General features: G+C 60.2%; 14 protein-coding genes. 2 read left to right on the top strand and 12 right to left on the bottom strand.

What is annotated here, in order from left to right:
* Positions 1-14: 14 nt before the first annotated feature.
* The 11 genes from flhA to K6118_RS17550 form a co-directional block, all read right to left on the bottom strand.
* Positions 15-2,126, bottom strand: a complete 2,112-nt coding sequence (flhA, locus tag K6118_RS10725) for a flagellar biosynthesis protein FlhA (protein ID WP_247120347.1) — start codon at positions 2,124-2,126, stop codon at positions 15-17.
* A gap of 58 nt (positions 2,127-2,184) precedes the next feature.
* On the bottom strand, positions 2,185-3,567 hold the full coding sequence (gene flbD / locus K6118_RS10720; protein WP_247120346.1) for a sigma-54-dependent transcriptional regulator FlbD: 1,383 nt from the start codon (positions 3,565-3,567) through the stop codon (positions 2,185-2,187).
* 79 nt (positions 3,568-3,646) lie between these two features.
* Positions 3,647-4,411, bottom strand: coding sequence for a motility protein A (locus tag K6118_RS10715; RefSeq protein ID WP_247120345.1), 765 nt, complete (start codon positions 4,409-4,411; stop codon positions 3,647-3,649).
* Positions 4,412-4,441: 30 nt separating this feature from the next.
* The gene (gene fliN / locus K6118_RS10710) at positions 4,442-4,801 is read right to left on the bottom strand and encodes a flagellar motor switch protein FliN (protein ID WP_247120344.1); all 360 of its coding nucleotides are present in this window, start codon (positions 4,799-4,801) and stop codon (positions 4,442-4,444) included.
* Between the two features lie 24 nt (positions 4,802-4,825).
* Positions 4,826-5,494 carry a FliH/SctL family protein gene (locus tag K6118_RS10705; RefSeq protein WP_247120343.1) on the bottom strand — a complete coding sequence of 223 codons (669 nt, stop codon included), beginning with the start codon at positions 5,492-5,494 and terminating at the stop codon, positions 4,826-4,828.
* A gap of 14 nt (positions 5,495-5,508) precedes the next feature.
* Positions 5,509-6,498 (bottom strand): flagellar motor switch protein FliG, encoded by a 990-nt coding sequence (gene fliG, locus K6118_RS10700; RefSeq protein ID WP_343269945.1) that lies wholly within the window; start codon positions 6,496-6,498, stop codon positions 5,509-5,511.
* Between the two features lie 46 nt (positions 6,499-6,544).
* Positions 6,545-8,251: a flagellar basal-body MS-ring/collar protein FliF gene (gene fliF, locus K6118_RS10695; protein ID WP_247120341.1), complete on the bottom strand. Its 1,707-nt coding sequence runs from the start codon at positions 8,249-8,251 to the stop codon at positions 6,545-6,547.
* 170 nt (positions 8,252-8,421) lie between these two features.
* Positions 8,422-8,703 (bottom strand): CtrA inhibitor SciP, encoded by a 282-nt coding sequence (gene sciP, locus K6118_RS10690; RefSeq protein WP_247120340.1) that lies wholly within the window; start codon positions 8,701-8,703, stop codon positions 8,422-8,424.
* A 171-nt stretch (positions 8,704-8,874) separates the two neighbouring features.
* The gene (locus tag K6118_RS10685) at positions 8,875-10,254 is read right to left on the bottom strand and encodes a flagellar hook protein FlgE (RefSeq protein WP_247120339.1); all 1,380 of its coding nucleotides are present in this window, start codon (positions 10,252-10,254) and stop codon (positions 8,875-8,877) included.
* Positions 10,255-10,360: 106 nt separating this feature from the next.
* Entirely contained in the window at positions 10,361-11,035 is a 675-nt protein-coding gene (locus K6118_RS10680) for a flagellar hook assembly protein FlgD (protein WP_247120338.1), read from the bottom strand.
* Positions 11,036-11,070: 35 nt separating this feature from the next.
* Positions 11,071-13,065: a flagellar hook-length control protein FliK gene (locus K6118_RS17550; RefSeq protein ID WP_247120337.1), complete on the bottom strand. Its 1,995-nt coding sequence runs from the start codon at positions 13,063-13,065 to the stop codon at positions 11,071-11,073.
* A 451-nt stretch (positions 13,066-13,516) separates the two neighbouring features.
* Here K6118_RS17550 and mnmA point away from each other — a divergent pair, with 451 nt between their 5' ends.
* Entirely contained in the window at positions 13,517-14,659 is a 1,143-nt protein-coding gene (gene mnmA / locus K6118_RS10670) for a tRNA 2-thiouridine(34) synthase MnmA (RefSeq protein WP_247120336.1), read from the top strand.
* Positions 14,660-14,728: 69 nt separating this feature from the next.
* Here mnmA and K6118_RS10665 read toward each other — a convergent pair whose 3' ends face one another.
* The gene (locus tag K6118_RS10665) at positions 14,729-15,166 is read right to left on the bottom strand and encodes an SPFH domain-containing protein (RefSeq protein WP_247120335.1); all 438 of its coding nucleotides are present in this window, start codon (positions 15,164-15,166) and stop codon (positions 14,729-14,731) included.
* Between the two features lie 247 nt (positions 15,167-15,413).
* Here K6118_RS10665 and K6118_RS10660 point away from each other — a divergent pair, with 247 nt between their 5' ends.
* On the top strand, positions 15,414-17,480 hold the full coding sequence (locus K6118_RS10660; protein ID WP_247120334.1) for a DUF3857 domain-containing transglutaminase family protein: 2,067 nt from the start codon (positions 15,414-15,416) through the stop codon (positions 17,478-17,480).
* Positions 17,481-17,537 lie beyond the last annotated feature (57 nt).

Here is a 17,537-nt window from a genome sequence, read left to right as displayed (position 1 = left end):
GGGGGTGTTCGCCGTCATATCTGTCCCAGGGTCCTGATTTTTGCTTGCGGATGAATTTCGTTCTGGCTCATCACCACGGTCGAAGGCCGGAAGCGTTCGATGATCGACCGTACATAAGGCCGGACGAGCGGGCTGGTCAGCAGTACGGGGGATTCGCCGTGTTCGGCCTGCTGGTCATAGACGATCCGTACGCTATTGATAAATTCCTGAAGCTGGGTCGGCGCCATGGCAAGCTGCCTTTCCTCGCCCTGGCCGATAAGGCTTTCGGCGAAGGCCTGCTCCCATTCGGGGGACAGGGTGATAAGCGGCACCAATCCTTCAGCGTTGGCATTGACGGAGCAAAGCTGCCGGGCCAGCCGGGAGCGCACATGCTCGGTGATCGAGACGATATTCTGGGTAAAGCCGGTGGCTTCGGCGATACCTTCCAGAATGGTCGGCAGGTCGCGGATCGACACGCGTTCGGTCAAGAGCGACTGCAGCACGCGCTGAATGCCGGACACGGTTATCTGGTTCGGCACGATATCGGCGATCAGCTTTTGGTGCTCGCTCGAGAGGTCGGTGATCAGCTTCTGGGTCTCGGCGTAGCTCAGCAGCTCGGACATGTTGTCCTTGATCACTTCGGTCAGGTGCGTGGTGATGACGGTGGCGGCATCGACCACGGTATAACCGCGGAAGCTGGCTTCCTCACGGGCAGATGTATCCACCCAGGTGGCGGGCAGGCCGAAGGCGGGTTCTGTCGTCGCTTCGCCCGGCAGTTCGACCGGGTGGCCTTGCGGGTCCATGACCAGCAGCATGCCTGGGCGGATATCGCCGCGGCCGACCTCGGTTTCCTTGACCCTCAGCACATAGCTGTTAGCCGGCAGCTGCATATTGTCGAGGATACGCACGGACGGCATCACGAAGCCCATTTCGCTGGCGAGCTGACGGCGGAGTGCCTTGATCTGGTCGGTCAGGCGGAAGCCGCTGTCGTCGCTGATCAGGGCCAGGAGGCCATAGCCGAGCTCCAGCCGAAGCTGGTCGATCGCAAGCGCCGAGGAAATCGGCTCTTCGACTGGGGTCGCTTTGGCCTCGCTTGCCTCTTGGGCTTGTACGGCTTCGGCTTCTTCATTCTGGTTGCGGCGGCTAAGCGTAAAGGCGGTGTAGCCTAAAATGCTGCCCATCAGTGCGAAGGGCACAAAGGGAATCCCCGGCATCAAGCCCATGGCGAAGAGAAGGCCGGAGGTGACGCCCAGCGCCCGCGGGTAGCGGCTCATCTGGCCGAACAGGGCTTCATCGGTCCGGCCGCTCAGGCCTGCCTTGGTGACAAGGAGGCCAGCTGCGGTGGAGACCACAAGCGCCGGGATCTGGGATACAAGGCCATCGCCCACCGTCAGGATGGTGTAATGGTCCACCGCTTCCTTGAAGCTGATGCCGTTGATGGCGACCCCGATGATGATGCCACCGATGGCATTGATGAAGGTGATAAGCAGGCCAGCAATGGCATCGCCGCGTACGAATTTGGCGGCACCGTCCATCGAGCCGAAGAAGGTGCTTTCGTCTTCAAGCTCCTGCCGTCTTGCCCGGGCCTGGTTTTCATCAATCAGGCCTGCCGACATGTCGGCGTCGATCGCCATCTGTTTGCCGGGCATGGCATCAAGGTTGAAGCGGGCGGCAACCTCGGCGATCCGGCCTGAACCCTTGGTGATGACTACGAAGTTCACGATCACCAGGATCGCGAACACAATGATTCCGATAACCACCTGGCCGCCCATGAGGAACTCACCGAACGCTTTGATAACCTCGCCCGCGGCATCGGTGCCGGTGTGTCCCTGTGACAGGATAAGGCGTGTTGATGCCAGGTTCAGCGATAGCCTGAGCATGGTCGCGATCAGGAGGACGGTCGGAAAACTGCTGAATTGCAGCGGTTTCTGGATGAAAAGAGCTGTCATCAGCACCAGCACCGAGAAGGTGATGGACGCCGCCAGCATCACATCCAGAAGCCATTTCGGCATCGGCATGATCAGCATCAGGAGGATGGCGACCATACCAAGCGCGAAAGCAACATCCGTGCTCTTGAGCCCGGCGATCATGGCACTCACGTTCGTGTTGCCGCCGCCTGCTGACTTTTCCGTAGTTTGGTCGCTCATGCACTTACCCGAAACAGGTTAAAGGGCCGAAGGAGACCCGGCGGGCCTCCCCGCCGAATTAGATTGCGCGCTGGCCGTCTCCCGGCTGAGGCACGCTGACGCCTTCGGAATTATACTGGTTCAGCTTGTTCCTGAGCGTCCGGATCGAAATGCCGAGGATATTGGCGGCATGGGTCCGGTTGCCGAGGCAATGTTTTAGAGTGTCGATGATCAGGTCGCGTTCCACTTCAGCCACGGTCTTGCCGACGAGCGTGGCACCGCCGGCCTCGCCATCAAGTTCCGAAGCCATGGTGCCATCGGCCATGTCGCTTTCGCTGCCGACGCTGTAGCCGGTCAGGTGGCCGCTGCCGTCCGGCAGCAGGATGGCGCTGGGGCTGATTTCATCGCCAGTGGCCAGAAGCACCGACCGGTGCATGGTGTTTTCAAGCTCGCGCACGTTGCCGGGCCAGGTGTGCGCCTTGAGCATCCGCATGGCGTCATTGGAGATCGGCCGTTCGGGGACATGGTTCACATTGGCATATTTCTCGGCGAAATAGTCGGCGAGGGCCTGAATGTCGGCCGGGCGGTCCCGCAGGGGTGGAACGCGCAGGTTGACGACGTTCAGGCGGAAGAACAAGTCTTCCCGGAAATTGCCGGCCTTCACCTCTTCCTGCAGGTTGCGGTTCGAGGTGGCGATGATGCGGATGTCGATATTCACAGGTTTGTTGCCGCCGACGCGGTCGATCTGGCGTTCCTGGATCGCCCGCAGAAGCTTGGCCTGCAGGCGGACATCCATCTCGGAAATCTCGTCGAGGAGCAGGGTGCCGCCGTCGGCTTCCTCAAACTTGCCGATCCGGCGGGCGACGGCCCCGGTGAAGGCGCCTTTTTCGTGGCCGAACAGTTCGGATTCCAGGAGGTTTTCCGGGATTGCGGCACAGTTGACGGCGACGAAGGGCTTGCTGGCACGGCGGCTTTTCTGATGGACGAAATGCGCCATCACTTCCTTACCGGTCCCGCTTTCGCCGGTGATCAGGATGCTGGCCTCCGAGGGCGCGACCTGCTCAGCCAGCTTTGCGACGTTCTTCATCACCGCGTCACGGTAGATGAAGGACTGGCTGTCCTCCGCCACAGCTTCGAGGACAGCGGCGATGAGCTCGGCGTCCGGCGGCAGGGGGATATATTCCTTGGCCCCGCCGCGGATGGCGGCTGCGGCAATCTTCGGGTCTGTCCCAATCCCGCAAGCAACCACGGGGAGCGAGAAATGCTCGGCGCGCAGCCGGGGGATCATCGACGGAATATCGAGGCTGATTTCGACCATGATGAGGTCGGAGCCACGCGTACGCAGGATGTTGAATGCCGTTTCGATGTCGGGCGCGTGGGTCACTTTCGCGCCGCGTTCCATCGCTATTTGGCTCGCGGCGCCTAATTGGCCGTCGAGTGTGCCCACAATCAGCAATCGCATGGTCTTGTCTCCGTTTTATCGTGCCGCGTGCTGAGCGGATTAAATCCTGGTGCCTGAGCTTTGGTCATGTTCAACCGTCTCATTTGAAAAAGGTAATTCTTTTGGCCGGCGGCAATACTGTGTTGAGCAGCATTTCCAGCCGACGCGGGTTTTCCTGGCGACGGATCGAGGTGGCCGCCATGGTATATAGGTTGTTCACAAGCGCCTCTTCGCTCGTGCAGTGTTCTGTCTTGGCCGCAAGCGGGATGAACACCAGATGCGCCATCACGGCACCGTAAAAAGTGGTCAAAAGCGCTACGGCCATCGCCGGGCCGATCGAGGCCGGGTCATTCAGTGTGCCGAGCATCCGTACAAGGCCGATCAGCGTGCCGATCAGGCCCATCGCGGGCGCCACATCCCCGGCGCGGCGCAGAAAGTCGACCGCGCGCATATGGCGGGACGCAGCGGTTGAGGCTTCCCGGCGCATGATCTGCTCGATCTCCTCCGGCTGGGCGCTGTCCGCGACAAGCTGGATCGCTTGCATCAGGAACGGTGTGTCCTTCAGCTTGGGGATCAAGCGTTCCAGCAGCAGCACATCGTTATGTTTGCGCGCCTCGACCGCGATTTTCATCAGCTTGATCGCTTCTTCGCTCGGGTCCCTCTGGCTGTGGCTTAAGAGCGCCCAGATGTTGGCGGGCAGGGTGATCATTTCCCGCATGCGGAAACTGATCGCCGTTACAGCGAACGTGCCGAGCACCACGATCAGGATGCCCTGCAGGTTGACAAATGCGCGTGGCGATCCGCCGAGCAAGATTGCCCCAAGGACCAGCAGAAACGCTGTCAACATGCCGAAGACTGTACTCATAAGCGCCTTTCCCCCTCAAGCAGCTGCCGTTCAGGCGCCGCCGCCATCCAGCTTGATGATCTCTGTCATGGTGACGCCGAGATGATCTTCGACCAGCACAACTTCGCCGCGGGCGACCAGCCGGTTGTTGACATAAATATCGATGGCTTCGCCGACCTTGCGGTCCAACTCGACAACGGCCCCGGGCGCCAGTTTCAGGAGCTGGCTGACCTCAAGGGTCGATTTGCCAAGCACAGCCTGAACGCGGACCGGGACATCGAAGACCGGCTCCAGCTCCTGCGCGGTGCGGATCTGGCCGTCTTCCTTCTGGGCCAGTTCCGGGGCGCGGGTCGCGTCATCCGACAGCTCCTCGTAGCCTACGTCGCCTGATGTATCGTTTTCATTGGCCATATAAGGTTCCTTTATTCCCGGTCGTTATTGCACGCCATCGGCGGGGTCGCCTTGGGGTGCGGCCGAAATGGGCATTGCGGGTTCGCCGTCCGACATGACGAAGCGTTGGACGGCATCCTCAATCTGATGTTGGATATCGGACATGCGGCGTTCGGTGCCGCCATCCGGCCATTCTACCCGGCAGTCCTGCTGCCCGAAGGACGGCTCTGCCACCAGGACGATGTCTCCCTGAAAATTGGTCGTGGCCTTCATGTCTTCGACCCGGTCGTTGATTGCATCCAGCATGTCCTCCGATACCCGGACCACAAGCCTGGGCTCCACGGCCGCGGTGGCCATGCAGTCCTGGATCAGGGCTTCCAGCTCCGCCATCGGCTGGGCCCGGATAAGGGCAGGGGCCAGTTTGGCGGCGATGGTGTAGGCAAGCTGCACCATTTCCGTCTTGATGTGGCTTTCAAGCTGGGCGCGCTGATCAAAGAGGGCCGCTACAGCCTGCCCCACTTCACCGGTGAGGATGCGGGTGGCTTCCTCAATTTCGCCAAGTGTTTGCTGCCGCCCGGTTTCAACCCCTTCGCCAAACGCATCACTCGTTGCCTGCTCGGCTTGGGCGCGCACACGTTCAAGCTCGACGTCATAGCGGCTGCGGGCGCCGCCGTCGAAGGCTTGGTCGAACGTGAATTTTACCGGCTCGGTCATGAGGTCATTGCACCTTAATAAATCAGCTCGTCTTCGCCCTTATTGTCCGACAGCAGGATTTCACCGGCTTCGGCCAGGTCTTTGGCTTTGTTGACCATGTCCATTTGGGCTTCATCGACATCGCGCAGGCGCACGGGGCCCATGGCTTCCATATCCTCGCGCAGGATTTTGGCCGCGCGTTCGGACATGTTGGAGAAGAACAGGTCGCGGAGCGTGTCGGAGGCGCCTTTCATGGCGAGTGCAAGACGGTCCTTGTCCACATTCCGGAGCAGGGTCTGAACGCCGGACGGGTCCAGGTTCGCCAGGTCTTCGAAGGTGAACATCAGCGCGCGGATACGCTCGGCGCTGTCACGGTTCCTGTCCTCAAGCGAGGCAAGGAATCGGGCCTCGGCCGACCGGTCGAGATAGTTGAAAATCTCGGCGATGGTTTCGTGGCTGTCGCGCCGGCTGGTCCGCGCGAGGTTGTTCATGAACTCGACCCGGAGTGTCTGCTCCACTTTGTCCAGAATATCTTTCTGGACCGATTCCATTCTCAGCATCCGCATGATGACTTCCATCGAGAAGTCCTCAGGCAGCACGGAAAGGACGCGGGCGGCGTGTTCCGCCTTGATCTTCTGCAGCACCACGGCAACGGTCTGCGGATATTCGTTCTTGAGATAGCTTGCCAGCACCACTTCGTTGACGTTGCCAAGCTTGTCCCACATGGTCCGGCCGGCAGGGCCACGGATTTCATCCATGATGACCTGAACGCGGTCACCCGGCAGCATCTTCTTCAGAAGCCGCTCCGTGCTTTCGAAGCTACCGTTGAGGTTGCCAACAGTCGAAACTTTCGAGGCAAAGTCGACGAACAGGTCCTCCACCGCACTCGCCGTGACGGTGCCGAGGTTCGACATATGCTGGGACAGTTCCTTGATCTCGTCCTCGGAGAGGGACTCCCAGATCGGACGGCCGCTTTCCTCGCCGATTGCCAGCATGAAAGCGGCGGCCTTTTGGGAGCCGGACATTTTATTGACGTCAACCAATTGTTCGTCCTTCCTTACGTTTCAGCCGTTAGTCCGCATAAAGCCATGTGCGGACAATCGCCACCGATTCATCGGGGTTGGCGCGAATGATGTCTGCGACCTTCTTGATTGCCGATTCCTGAATGCGGCCTTCCACCTGGGCGACGTCGATCTTGGCGTCTGCGCGCATGGTATCAACAGAGAGGGAGCCGGACTGTTTGGCTGCGAGCACCATCGCGGCGGCCTGTTCATCCCCTTGGGCCGCCAGCGCCATGACCTCTGGGGTCAGGGGCGCTCCCGGGCCGGTAATCGCAGGCGTACCGACGCTGTGGTCTTCAAGCTGGCCGGTTTGCGGCTGGGGCGTCGGCGCATCCGGAATAGCCTCGATCACACGGACGACCAGCGGCCGGACAACCAGCAACAGGACCAGAACGCCCATCAGGATGGTGCCGCCCTTGGTCAGCAATGCCATCAGGTCTTCCTTGTCGAGACCGAGGAAATTGAACTTCGGCGTTTCTTTCTGGAAGGTGCCGGCGTCGGCAAACTCAAGCTGCTTCACGGTCACTTCATCGCCGCGGTCCTCATTATAGGGGATCGCGCTCAGGACAAGGTCGCGCAATTGCTGCAGTTCTTCCGGGCTGCGGGCAACAGCGGGCTGCGGATTACCTTCAGCGTCGAATTTGCGGATATAGTCCACCAGAACGGCGACTCTGATCTGGGTAACCTCACCGGGCTCCTTGACCACCGTCGTCTGGGTTTTCGAGTTCTCGTAGTTGGTGACCTCGTTGGACTTTTGCGATGTGCTTGCGTTGTCGGCCTGCTGGTTTTGGGCATCCGGCAGGCTGTTGGCCATGGTTACCTGGCCGCCGTTTTTCTGCGCATCCCGCGATTTTTCCTCAGTCGACTGCTGGGAAACAACCACCTGTTTGTCCGGGTCGTAAACCGTTTCATTCGTCGTCGTCCGGCTCATATCCATCTTGAGCGAGACTTCCGCCCGGACATGGCCTGCGCCAACACGGCGGTCCAGCAGTTGCTCGATCTTGTTGCGGTACAGCTGTTCCTTGGCAAGCCGCGCGTCTTCAAGCGTGTTGAAGCCTGAAAACTTTCCGTCCTTGGAGCCGTTGGCAAGCAGGCGGCCGGTCGTATCGGAAATGGTGACCCTGTCTGCGGAAAGGCCAGGGACAGCCGACGCCACCAGGGCCTGAATCGCCATGGCTTCGGTGTGGCTCAGTCCGCCGCCGCGGGTCTTGACCAGGATCGAGGCAGATGGCTCGGTCGCCTGGCGTTCAAACGGGCGCCGTTCCGGCATGACAACATGGACCCGGGCGTCGCTGACCGCCTTCAGGTATTTGATCGTCCTGACAAGTTCGCCTTCGATGGCGCGGATCTTGTCCACATTCAGTTCGAAGTTGGTGCGACCGAAACTGGATTCCTTGTCGAAAATCTCGTTACCGACAACGCCGCCCGACAGGCCTTCACCGGCCAGCGACAGGCGCAGCCGGTCCACCTGGTCCTGCGGCACCTCAACGATGCGGCCGCCGGCCTCGGTTTTATAAGGAATATTTTCGCTTTCCAGCTTCTGGACGATCTTGCCAGCGTCCGCCGGGTCAAGATCGGTGAAAAGCGGGGTCATCGGCGAGCTTTGCCAGCGACCGATGATCATGATGAAGAAACCAATCAGCAACACGCCAACAGCAAGCAACGCTATTAGCCGTCCCTTACCCAGATTGTTGAGAAACTGCAGAAAACCGTCCAAAGCCCACCTCGGATTTTGCCATGGCTCCGGGCAGGCGCCCAGTGCCGATACTGCATACCCTAATCTTCCCCGGTAAACAGAGTGTTAAATCTAGGCAAAAATTGCCTATAAATGTAAAGGGATTTTTATCGGATGGGGGAGTTGCGGGCGTGGGCCTGGGGCAAGGTCCGTCAGGCGGAGTGTGTAGCGCGGTATTTCTGGATGCGAGTCGCCCTCAAACCGGCGAGGCCGTTTTTGTTAATTGCCTGTTGCCACGACAGAAATTCTTCCACGGAAAGGGAATAGCGTTCACAGGCTTCTTCGAGGCTGAGAAGGCCGCCCTGAACGGCAGCAACCACTTCGGCTTTACGGCGGATAACCCAGCGTGTGGTATTGGCGGCGGGCAGGTCTGCCACGGTCAACGGCCGACCAGTGGGGCCGATTACCTGATTTTCATCCTTATGTCTGCTCATCCAACTCAACCACTTACGATGAAGATCTGAAGGAAGTCGACTATAGGCGGAAGGCTTTTAAAAAATGCCTAATGGGCAGGGTTAATAAACCATTAAAGATTGCCGCCGGAGAAAGGCAACCGGGCAGCCTTGCGGCCGCCCGGTATAGGCAAAAGAGATGGGTCGTCACCCTTAGATACGGGTCAGTTCCTGAAGGATCTGGTCCGAGGTGGTGATGATCCGGCTCGAGGCCGAGAAGGCACGCTGTACCTTGATGAGTTCCGCGAATTCGCTGGCGAGGTCCACGGTGGACTGTTCGAGCGAGTTCGGCGAAATCTTACCTGCACCGGCGTCACCGGCTTTTTGCAGGCTTACCGGGCCCGAAAGGTCGGAGGCTCCGAAGGCGTTGCCCTGGCGGCGGCCAAGGCCGTCCGGGTTCTGGAACACGGCAACCGGCAGTTTGTAAACCGGCAGGGTCAGGCCGTTGCTGAACAGCGCGGTCACGACACCGTCGTTGCCGATCGACACACCGTTCACGCTGCCGAAGGCGGCGCCGTCGGCGTTCGAGGACAGAAGCGCCGAGCTGGTGGCCGACTGGACAAAGCCGGTGCCGTTGCCGCCGTTGGTCCCGAAGTTGAAGGCGATCGCGCCCGGGTCAACGGCAGTGCCGCCAGCCGAGGAATAGTTGAAGTTGAGCGTGCCGCCCGGGAAGGTCACGGGCGCCCCCGTGGAGTCAAACATGGTGGAGCCGGTCGCGGTACCATCAAGATTGATCGAACCGTCGGTATTGAATTTCAACTGACCATAAGCAACCATGCCGTTGGTGGCGGTCACTGCGGTGGGGTCATCGAAATACATTTCGTAGTTCCAGGTGTTGGTGCCGGTTTTCGTGGCGCCAATGTTCAGCACATGGTCCCGCCCCTGGCTGTCATAGACCGTGATATTGGTCTCGAAGTCAGCCGGGCTGGTGGTACCGGCGGCGTTTGCAGCAGCCATGTCACCTGGGGTCGTGGTGTTGTAGGTCGTATTGAGCGGGGTGTCGCTGTTCAGGTTGACACGAAGCTGTGCCGTGCTGGTAGCGTCACCGATACCGTTCAGGTTGTTGATGTTGATCGGCTGAAGCGCACTGGTGTCGTTCTGGTTACCAGTGATATTGCCGGAGGTATCCGTCGGCCAGCCGAGCAGGTAGTTCCCGGCGGTGTTGACATAGTAACCATCAGCGTCCTGGCTGAAGGAACCCGCACGGGTATAGAGAAGCTCGCCTGAGGTATCCGTGGCGCTGGAGCCATTCCGGACCACGAAGAAGCCTGCGCCGTCGATCGACAGGTCGGTCGCCGAGCTCGAGGGCTGCAACAGACCCTGCTTGGATACAAGCGTATCCGAGTAGGCGCGCACGCCGCCCGGGGAATAGGACGAAAGCGCTGCGGTTTCGGTTACAAGGGTCGAGAAGCGCGAACGCGTCTCCTTGTAGCCGACGGTGTTTACGTTGGTGATGTTATCGGCGATGACGCCCACGCCTTCTGTGAAGGACTGGAGCCCCGATACGCCTGCTGCCAGAGCAGTGAATGCCATTTTAAATCTCCTACACTCTTTTGCCTTTTCACGTACTTTGGGCTTTCTGCACTGGCCCGGCAGTCGCCGGACCGGCGGAACACTTCAGTTCCGCCTTACTCTGTCTTTACTGTCCGTAGATAAGCTGGAAGATCTTATCCTGGGTAACGTCATTCGGGCCGACGGTGAAGACCGGCTTTGATTGGTCCGTCATATCGACCGCTTTGATGGTATCCTGAACGGCGATGGCCGGGCTCAGGGCGGTGTCGTTACTGTCCTTGGCCTTGATGTCCAGGGTGTAATTGCCCGCCGGCGCCATGGTGCCGTCGTTCTCGAGGCCGCTCCAGTTGAAGTCATGGAGGCCGACGCCGGTCTTACCGGCTTCTGAATAGACGAGGTTGCCGCTGGCATCCCGGACTTCGAGCGTCAGGTCGGCGGCGGCTGCGGTGTTCTGGTACTTCCACTTGATACCGCCGGTGCCGTCCGTATCGCCCTTGTTGCCGTTGATCAGCGCCTGGTTGCCAAGATAGTTGGACGAATTGGCGACGTTGTTGACCTGCATCAGCGAGTTCAATTTCTCGAGGTTCTTGTTGGAGTTGATCTGCTGTTCAACACCCGCGAAGGACACAAGCTGTTGGGTAAACTGGTTGCTATCCATCGGCGACGTCGGATCCTGGTGCTGCAACTGCGTGGTCAGGAGCGTCAGGAAGTCGCTGAAATTGTTGGCAAGCGTCGCGCCGGACTTGCTGGCCGAGCCAGTTGCCGTAGTTGCCGATGAGGATACGCCTGTAATATCTACCATGATCCTGTCTTTCCTAGGTCCTTCTCACACTGCCATCAGACGCTGATGTCTACGCCGGTTTCTGCACTTACGTGCGGCAGGATATTCTCAAGCGGGACCTGCTGTTCTGCGGTGTCCGTCGTAAAGTCTGCGCCGATGGGGGCTGCCGAGCGGGCAGCCAGGTCGGCGCGCATTTTTTCCTGTTGAACGGCTTCGGCGAAGGCCCGGCCGGCGCTTTGTTCGCCGCCATTGTCCAGGCTGAAGCTGATGCCGCCCTGTTCGACGCGCTGGCCGTGGGAGGTCAGGGCTTTTTCAAGGCCCTTGGCGTCGCGCTGCAGCAGGTGCAGGGTCTCCGGCCGTTCCGCTGCCACTTTGGCGCGGATTTCGCCGTCTTTGGTGAAATGCAGTTTCACTTCGACCCGGCCAAGCTCGGCGGGGTCAAGCCGCATGGTGAATTGCTGTTCGCCCTTCAGGACCGCCTTGCTGACCTGCAGGTTGAACTGCTGGGCGACATTGGCGGACAGCGTTGCCGACGGGCGACCGCCCATCAGGCCCATGCTGTCGAGGAAGCTGGACTGACCGCGCAGGTTATTGAGCCCGGCGGCCACGGCATCGTGGCTACTGCCCGCGGATTGTCCGACCAATTGTTCCGGGGTCAGCGCAAGGGACGGGTCACGCCCCGCACTCCCCGCCATTTGCTGGCCGAGGCCTGCGGTCGGGTCAATGGCGCGGGCGGTAAATTGCTGGCCGACGGCCTGGGTGTTCGCGGGTTGCAGAAGCGCCTTGAAGTCGGCTGCATCGGCCTGCTTGCCGTCGGTGGCGTCGGCGCCAACGGCTTTCGTGGCGGCTTGGGCGACAGCCTGGGCGGCCGGTTGCTGTTGGGCAGCCGTGGTCGCGGCCGTATGGCCTTCCGTGGCCTGCTTGGCGGCGTGGGCGACAGCGGCGTGGGAAACATGTTGGCTGGCGGCCTGCTGGGCGGCATGGGCCGCTGCGGCCTGCGCCTTGGCTTCAGCACTCAGCGCCTTGTCGTCGGCAAGGGCGAGCGGCTGTTTGGTTGTCAGCGCGTCGGTTTCGTCAGTTTTGGCAAGCTTGGCACCGTCGGTTGCGGCGGCGGTCGCTGCCGTAGCAGTGTCCGCGCTGGCCGCGTCACCGGTGGCGCCATCGGCCTGACCGGCGGTTGCGCCTTCCGTGGCGGCGGTCAGAATGTCGGTGGCCTCAGTCTCGGCGTCCTGAGCGCCAGCCTGAGCGCCAGCCTGAACGGTGGCCGCCGTATCGGCCGCCGCGGTTTTCGCGTCGGTCTTGTCGGCTTTATCCGTATGTTGGGCGGCGGCGGTTTTGGCGGCATCGGCGGTGGCCTGGCCCGCTTGTTTCTGCGCGTCGGCGAGCGCCTGTGCGGCTTCTTTCACGGCTTTGCCGTCGGCCCCGGCAACTGTTGCATCGGCAACAGTTGTGTCCGTGGTCTGTTGCGCCGGCGTTTTGCCGTCGATCAGCGCTTTCAATTCGTCGATGGGCAGCAGGTGTCCCTTGCCAGGTTTGGCCGGTGCTGTCGCGATGACCGTACCATCTGATGCCGCGGTCGTCTTCTTGTCGAACGTGACGTCGCTTTGACCCAACTGAACGGTAATTGCGGCTGCGGACAGGTTCGCGCCATCTTTCGTCAGGGTCTCGGAGACTTCATGCTCGGGCTTGACGTCGGCGCTTGCGCTCAGCGCATCAGCATTTTTCGATTGCTTGGCGCTGTCCGCGGGAACCAGCGCGCCGTAGGCGTCGACATAATCCTGAGAAGTGGTGCCTTCCGAAGCGGTGGCTGCGGTGCCTGATTGATCGGCGGCTTTGCGGTCCGCTTTATCAGTGGCCTTTTCAGCGGCCTTCTTCTCATCCTCCGCGTCGGCGTCTTTCTTGTCCTTAACCTGTGCTTCTTTGGTGGCGGCAGCATCGTCGGCCCTGCGGGCGTCTGCGCGGCGGGCGTCTTCGGCCTTTTGGGCACGCTTGGCGACGGCGGCATCATTTACCGCATCGGCAAAACTGCCCGACCGATCTTTCCCATCCACACGAGAGTCATCCCGGCGATCAGGAGCAGATGCGGGACCGGCGAGGCCGGCCAAACCCTGCGCTGGGCCTGAGATATCAGTGTGTGTCTTATAATCGATGGGGTTCATGTTCCCTACCAAAGTTTTGCGCCCGGTCCACGGGCAGGTTTTTCACTCGAACCCATAGAAGCAAGGGGCGGGCCAGTTTTTGGATTTTTTGAAAAAGTCCTGAATCCTCCATGGCCTGCCCGATGAGTCACAGCGAAGGCGCAGGGGGGCGTGAACCGTCCTTTGACGATTCTTGCCGGGTAAAAATAAACCCGGTGTGGCAAAATGGGCCGAGGGGGCGTAAAACCCCCGGGTATGCGCCGGGGTCTGAGCCGGAAAAATGGCCCGGAAACGCTTGCGCGCGCGGCCCCGAATGCTTATATCGGCGGCGAGAGATGCCTAAAGCTGACGAAAGCAGTATGAAATGACGGATAGCCTTAACAGCCTCGGATTTAACCGCCCGCCCGCCGAAACGCGGGTGGTCGTCGCCATGTCCGGCGGCGTTGACAGTTCGGTGACGGCGGCGCTCCTGAAGGAAGAGGGCTATGACGTCGTCGGCATCACGCTCCAGCTTTATGACCACGGCGTCGCGGTCCAGAAGAAGGGCAGCTGCTGCGCGGGCCAGGACATCCATGATGCCCGCCGTGTCGCCGAAGCGCTCGGCATCCCGCATTATGTGCTCGACTATGAAAGCCGCTTCAAAGAGCAGGTGATGGAAGAGTTCGCCGACAGCTATATCAAGGGCGAAACCCCGATCCCGTGCGTGCGCTGCAACCAGACCGTCAAGTTCAAGGATTTGCTGTCGACCGCGCGCGACCTGGGCGCCGACTGCATGGCGACCGGCCATTATGTCCAGCGGGTAGTCGCGGACGACGGGCAGGCTTACCTGTCACGCGGGCTCGATATGGGCAAGGACCAAAGCTATTTCCTGTTCGCCACCACGCGCGAGCAGATCGACTTCCTGCGCTTCCCCCTCGGCCATATGGACAAGGACACCACGCGGAAGCACGCGGAGCGCTTCGGCCTTTCCGTCGCTGACAAGCCGGACAGCCAGGATATCTGTTTCGTGCCCGAAGGCCGCTATGTCGACGTGATCGAGCGCCTGCGCCCCGGCGCATTGGAGCCGGGTGAGATCGTCGATATCGACGGCAATGTTCTCGGCATGCACGAAGGCATCATCAAATATACGGTCGGCCAGCGCCGCGGCCTCGGTGTCGGCGGCACGGAGGAGCCCCTTTACGTCGTCAAGCTCGACCCGGCCAAAAAGCAGGTGATCGTTGGGCCTAAAGAAGCCCTGACGACCAGCGAGATCGGCGTGAAGGACGTGAACTGGGTGGCGGGCGACGTGCCTGCGGACGGCCTGGATGTGACGGTGAAAATCCGCTCCACCCGCCCCGGTGTGCCCGCGCGGCTTTATCTGGAAGACGGCCGTGCGCGCCTTGTGCTTCAGGATGCCGAAGCCGGTGTTTCGCCCGGGCAGGCCGCTGTTTTTTATAACGGTGACCGTGTCCTCGGCGGCGGCTGGATCGACCGCGCCGTCAGCGCCGACCCGCGCCTCGCGGCCTGAGCTGTTTCGTTAACAATTTTTGGGAAAACAACCTGAGCCGGGCGTGGCCAGCTCAGGAATATCCTGCGCCTAGTGCGCGTAGGACTTTTTTGGTGTGGGCATGGGGTGCGGCGCCGTCAGTCGACCGGCTTCCAGAATGGGCAGGCCAGCCTCCGTCGGCACATAGATGACCTGAGCACCTTTGGCTTCCGCTTCCTGAAGGCCCTGGATATAGAGATAGCGTAGGTAGCCCTCAGGGCCACCGAGACCGTCGGCGATGATCTTGTTGGCGGCAGCGACGCCCTTGGCGCGTTCGACTTCAGCCTGCGCCAGATATTTGGCGGCTTCTTCCTTCGCCTGGGCTTCATTGATCAGAATCTGCCGGTTCTGGCCTGCGCGCGCCAGCTCGGCCTTGCCCGTCAAACCCTGTTGCCAGACCTTGTAGACTGGTAATCCGAACATTAGGCCCAAAATGAACGCCACCACTACAAAGCTCAGTGTCAGTACGCCTCCTGCTGTCAGTCGCATGGCATTTCCCCTTTCTTTTTCAATATTTCTGGTTGTGTAGGTATGGGCATATTGGATTTGTCGCTCAATGATAAATCGACATGGGCTGCCCGATTTTTCCACCATACCTTTATCGGCATAAGACTAAGAATCTCCCTTAAAGCTGTAGCCAAAACGCCTTCCGAGTGTATAGTTGGGGGGGTATTTTAGACGTACTATATTAGAATTTCATGGGGGGAAGATGAGCGCACGGAGCTTAGGGCGCCATATGGCCGGAGGCGTTATTCTGCTTCTGACCTTTTTGTTTTCACACACGGCGATGGCCGACACGCCACAGGTGAAGGTGATGCCGACGCCGGACTGGGTCGTCGTCCAGTCTTATGACCCGAATGACCTGAAGGGGCAGCCCACGGGTGGGCCTGCGTATCTGCTTCTCAGCAACCAACGGCGGCTTGAGGATAAGGATAGCGCCTATTATGGCCACCGTGTCATGCGGGTGGACGATGTTTCGGATGCTGAAGACGCCTCCCAGATTTCGCTGACGTTCGACCCATCCTATCAATGGCTGGCGATCCACTATATCCGGGTCCGTCGCGGCGATGAGGTGCAGGACCGCTACAAGGCCGACAGGCTGAAGGTTCTGCAGAATGAAACCGATGCCGACCGCCTGATGTATAATGGCGAGGTGACGGCCTCCTATATCCTCAAGGATATCCGCCCCGGCGATATCATCGATTACGCGTACACCATCCACGGCAAGAACCCGGTTTATTTCGGTCATATCGGCACCGATGTCGGCCTGCGCTACAGCGTGCCGATCGCTCACCGGTATGTCCGGATTATGATGCCCAATGACAGGCCCATTCGCACGCGGGCCTATGCCGGTGCGGCTGAGCCCAAAGTGACGGTTGAAGGCGGGCAGCATGTGCTGACGTGGGATTTGCATGATGTGCCGACCCACAGCGCCGACGACGATGAGCCCGTCTGGTATGAAAGCTACGCTGGCTATGAAATCAGCGATTTCCGGGATTGGCCGTCCCTTGGGGACCATTATACCCGCTACTATCATGCGCCGGAGAAAATCTCCCCCGCGCTTCAGCAGGTGATTGACAGCATCAGGACGGACCACAAAACCCCGGTGGGGCAGGCGCGGGCGGCGCTCAGATTCGTGCAGGCCTCCATCCGCTATCTCGGCATGGAAAATGGCGAGGGCGCCTATGCCCCGCGGGACCCGTCCCAGGTTTTGGACCAGCGCTTCGGCGACTGTAAGGACAAGACCATGCTTCTGGTCACCATCCTTGAGCGGTTGGGCATCAAGGCCCTGCCGGCCTTGGTGGATTCACGCATCCGCAAGCATGTACGGGACAGGCTGCCGTCGGCATACGCGTTCGATCATGTGATCACCCGCATGGAACTGGGCGGCAAGGTCTATTGGCTCGATGCCACCAAGGATGACCAGATCGGCAACCTGGATAATCTGGAGCAGGCGCCGTTCGAGGCCGGGCTGGTAATCGACGGCAAAGCCAGCCGCATGGAAACCATCCCGCTGCAGCTGGCGGACGGCAGGCTGAATTCAGATGTGACCGAAACCTTTGATCTGGCGAGCGACCCGAAAACTGTCGGTCTCAGCGTCAAGACCGTTATGTGGGGGGATTCAGCGGATACTTTCCTCAGCCGCCTCAAACGCAAGGGTGCCGCCGAAATCCAGAAGGGCTATATGAATTATTACGCCAAGGACCATTCGTCCATCAAAGTGGCGGCGCCGATGACGGTGAAGAAGGATGTCGAAAAGGGGATCGTAACGGTCGAGGAACACTATAGCATTCCGGACGGTTGGGACCTGGATGACACCAAAAAGAATAAGTCCTTTACGGCCTGGCCCACGGAAGTGCGGGCGGCCATGCCGGATGTGAAGGGCAATAACAGGACAAGCCCCCGCGCGATCGGGTACCCCCACGCCGTCCGCCACGAACTGGTGTTCAAGCTTAGTGGCAAGTGGAACATGCATCCCAAAAATACCGATATCAAGGATACGGCCTTCAGCTTCAGTAAGAAGGAAAGCTTCCAGAAGAATATCTACAAGCAGATCTATGTCTTCCGCCGGGACAAGGGGTCCATCCCCGTCTCGGATATCGCCAAAAGCCACAAGGACCTGGATAAAATGTGGGATGCTGCGAGCGTGAGCCTCAGTACACCGGTGTCGGGCGCGACCAAGCTTGTGAGCAACAAAGACGATACCGGGAGCTTGGGGAGCCCCAGAAGCTGGCTTCCGTGGCTGATTGTCGCGATCGCCGCAGGCTTCACGCTGGTTATCACCTCGCGTGAGCGGCGCTGAGGCGCAGGCACGAGAAAAAGAAAAGGCCCCGGAATTTCCGGGGCCTTTTTGATGGGT

Origin of the sequence: Kordiimonas marina, assembly GCF_023006325.1 — a bacterium.
GTDB classification, from domain to species: domain Bacteria; phylum Pseudomonadota; class Alphaproteobacteria; order Sphingomonadales; family Kordiimonadaceae; genus Kordiimonas; species Kordiimonas marina.
Note: the sequence above shows the minus strand (reverse complement) of the source record. Positions and strands in the feature narration are given on the sequence as shown.

Excerpts from the sequence above, each read along its gene's own strand:
- mnmA (WP_247120336.1), top strand. The coding sequence starts at position 13,517 with ATGACGGATAGCCTTAACAGCCTCGGATTTAACCGCCCGCCCGCCGAA.
- K6118_RS10680 (WP_247120338.1), bottom strand. The coding sequence starts at position 11,035 with ATGGTAGATATTACAGGCGTATCCTCATCGGCAACTACGGCAACTGGC.
- fliG (WP_343269945.1), bottom strand. The coding sequence starts at position 6,498 with ATGTCCGGCTCCCAAAAGGCCGCCGCTTTCATGCTGGCAATCGGCGAG.
- fliN (WP_247120344.1), bottom strand. The coding sequence starts at position 4,801 with ATGGCCAATGAAAACGATACATCAGGCGACGTAGGCTACGAGGAGCTG.
- K6118_RS10660 (WP_247120334.1), top strand. The coding sequence starts at position 15,414 with ATGGCCGGAGGCGTTATTCTGCTTCTGACCTTTTTGTTTTCACACACG.
- flhA (WP_247120347.1), bottom strand. The coding sequence starts at position 2,126 with ATGAGCGACCAAACTACGGAAAAGTCAGCAGGCGGCGGCAACACGAAC.
- sciP (WP_247120340.1), bottom strand. The coding sequence starts at position 8,703 with ATGAGCAGACATAAGGATGAAAATCAGGTAATCGGCCCCACTGGTCGG.
- K6118_RS10705 (WP_247120343.1), bottom strand. The coding sequence starts at position 5,494 with ATGACCGAGCCGGTAAAATTCACGTTCGACCAAGCCTTCGACGGCGGC.
- K6118_RS10715 (WP_247120345.1), bottom strand. The coding sequence starts at position 4,411 with ATGAGTACAGTCTTCGGCATGTTGACAGCGTTTCTGCTGGTCCTTGGG.
- flbD (WP_247120346.1), bottom strand. The coding sequence starts at position 3,567 with ATGCGATTGCTGATTGTGGGCACACTCGACGGCCAATTAGGCGCCGCG.
- K6118_RS10685 (WP_247120339.1), bottom strand. The coding sequence starts at position 10,254 with ATGGCATTCACTGCTCTGGCAGCAGGCGTATCGGGGCTCCAGTCCTTC.
- K6118_RS10665 (WP_247120335.1), bottom strand. The coding sequence starts at position 15,166 with ATGCGACTGACAGCAGGAGGCGTACTGACACTGAGCTTTGTAGTGGTG.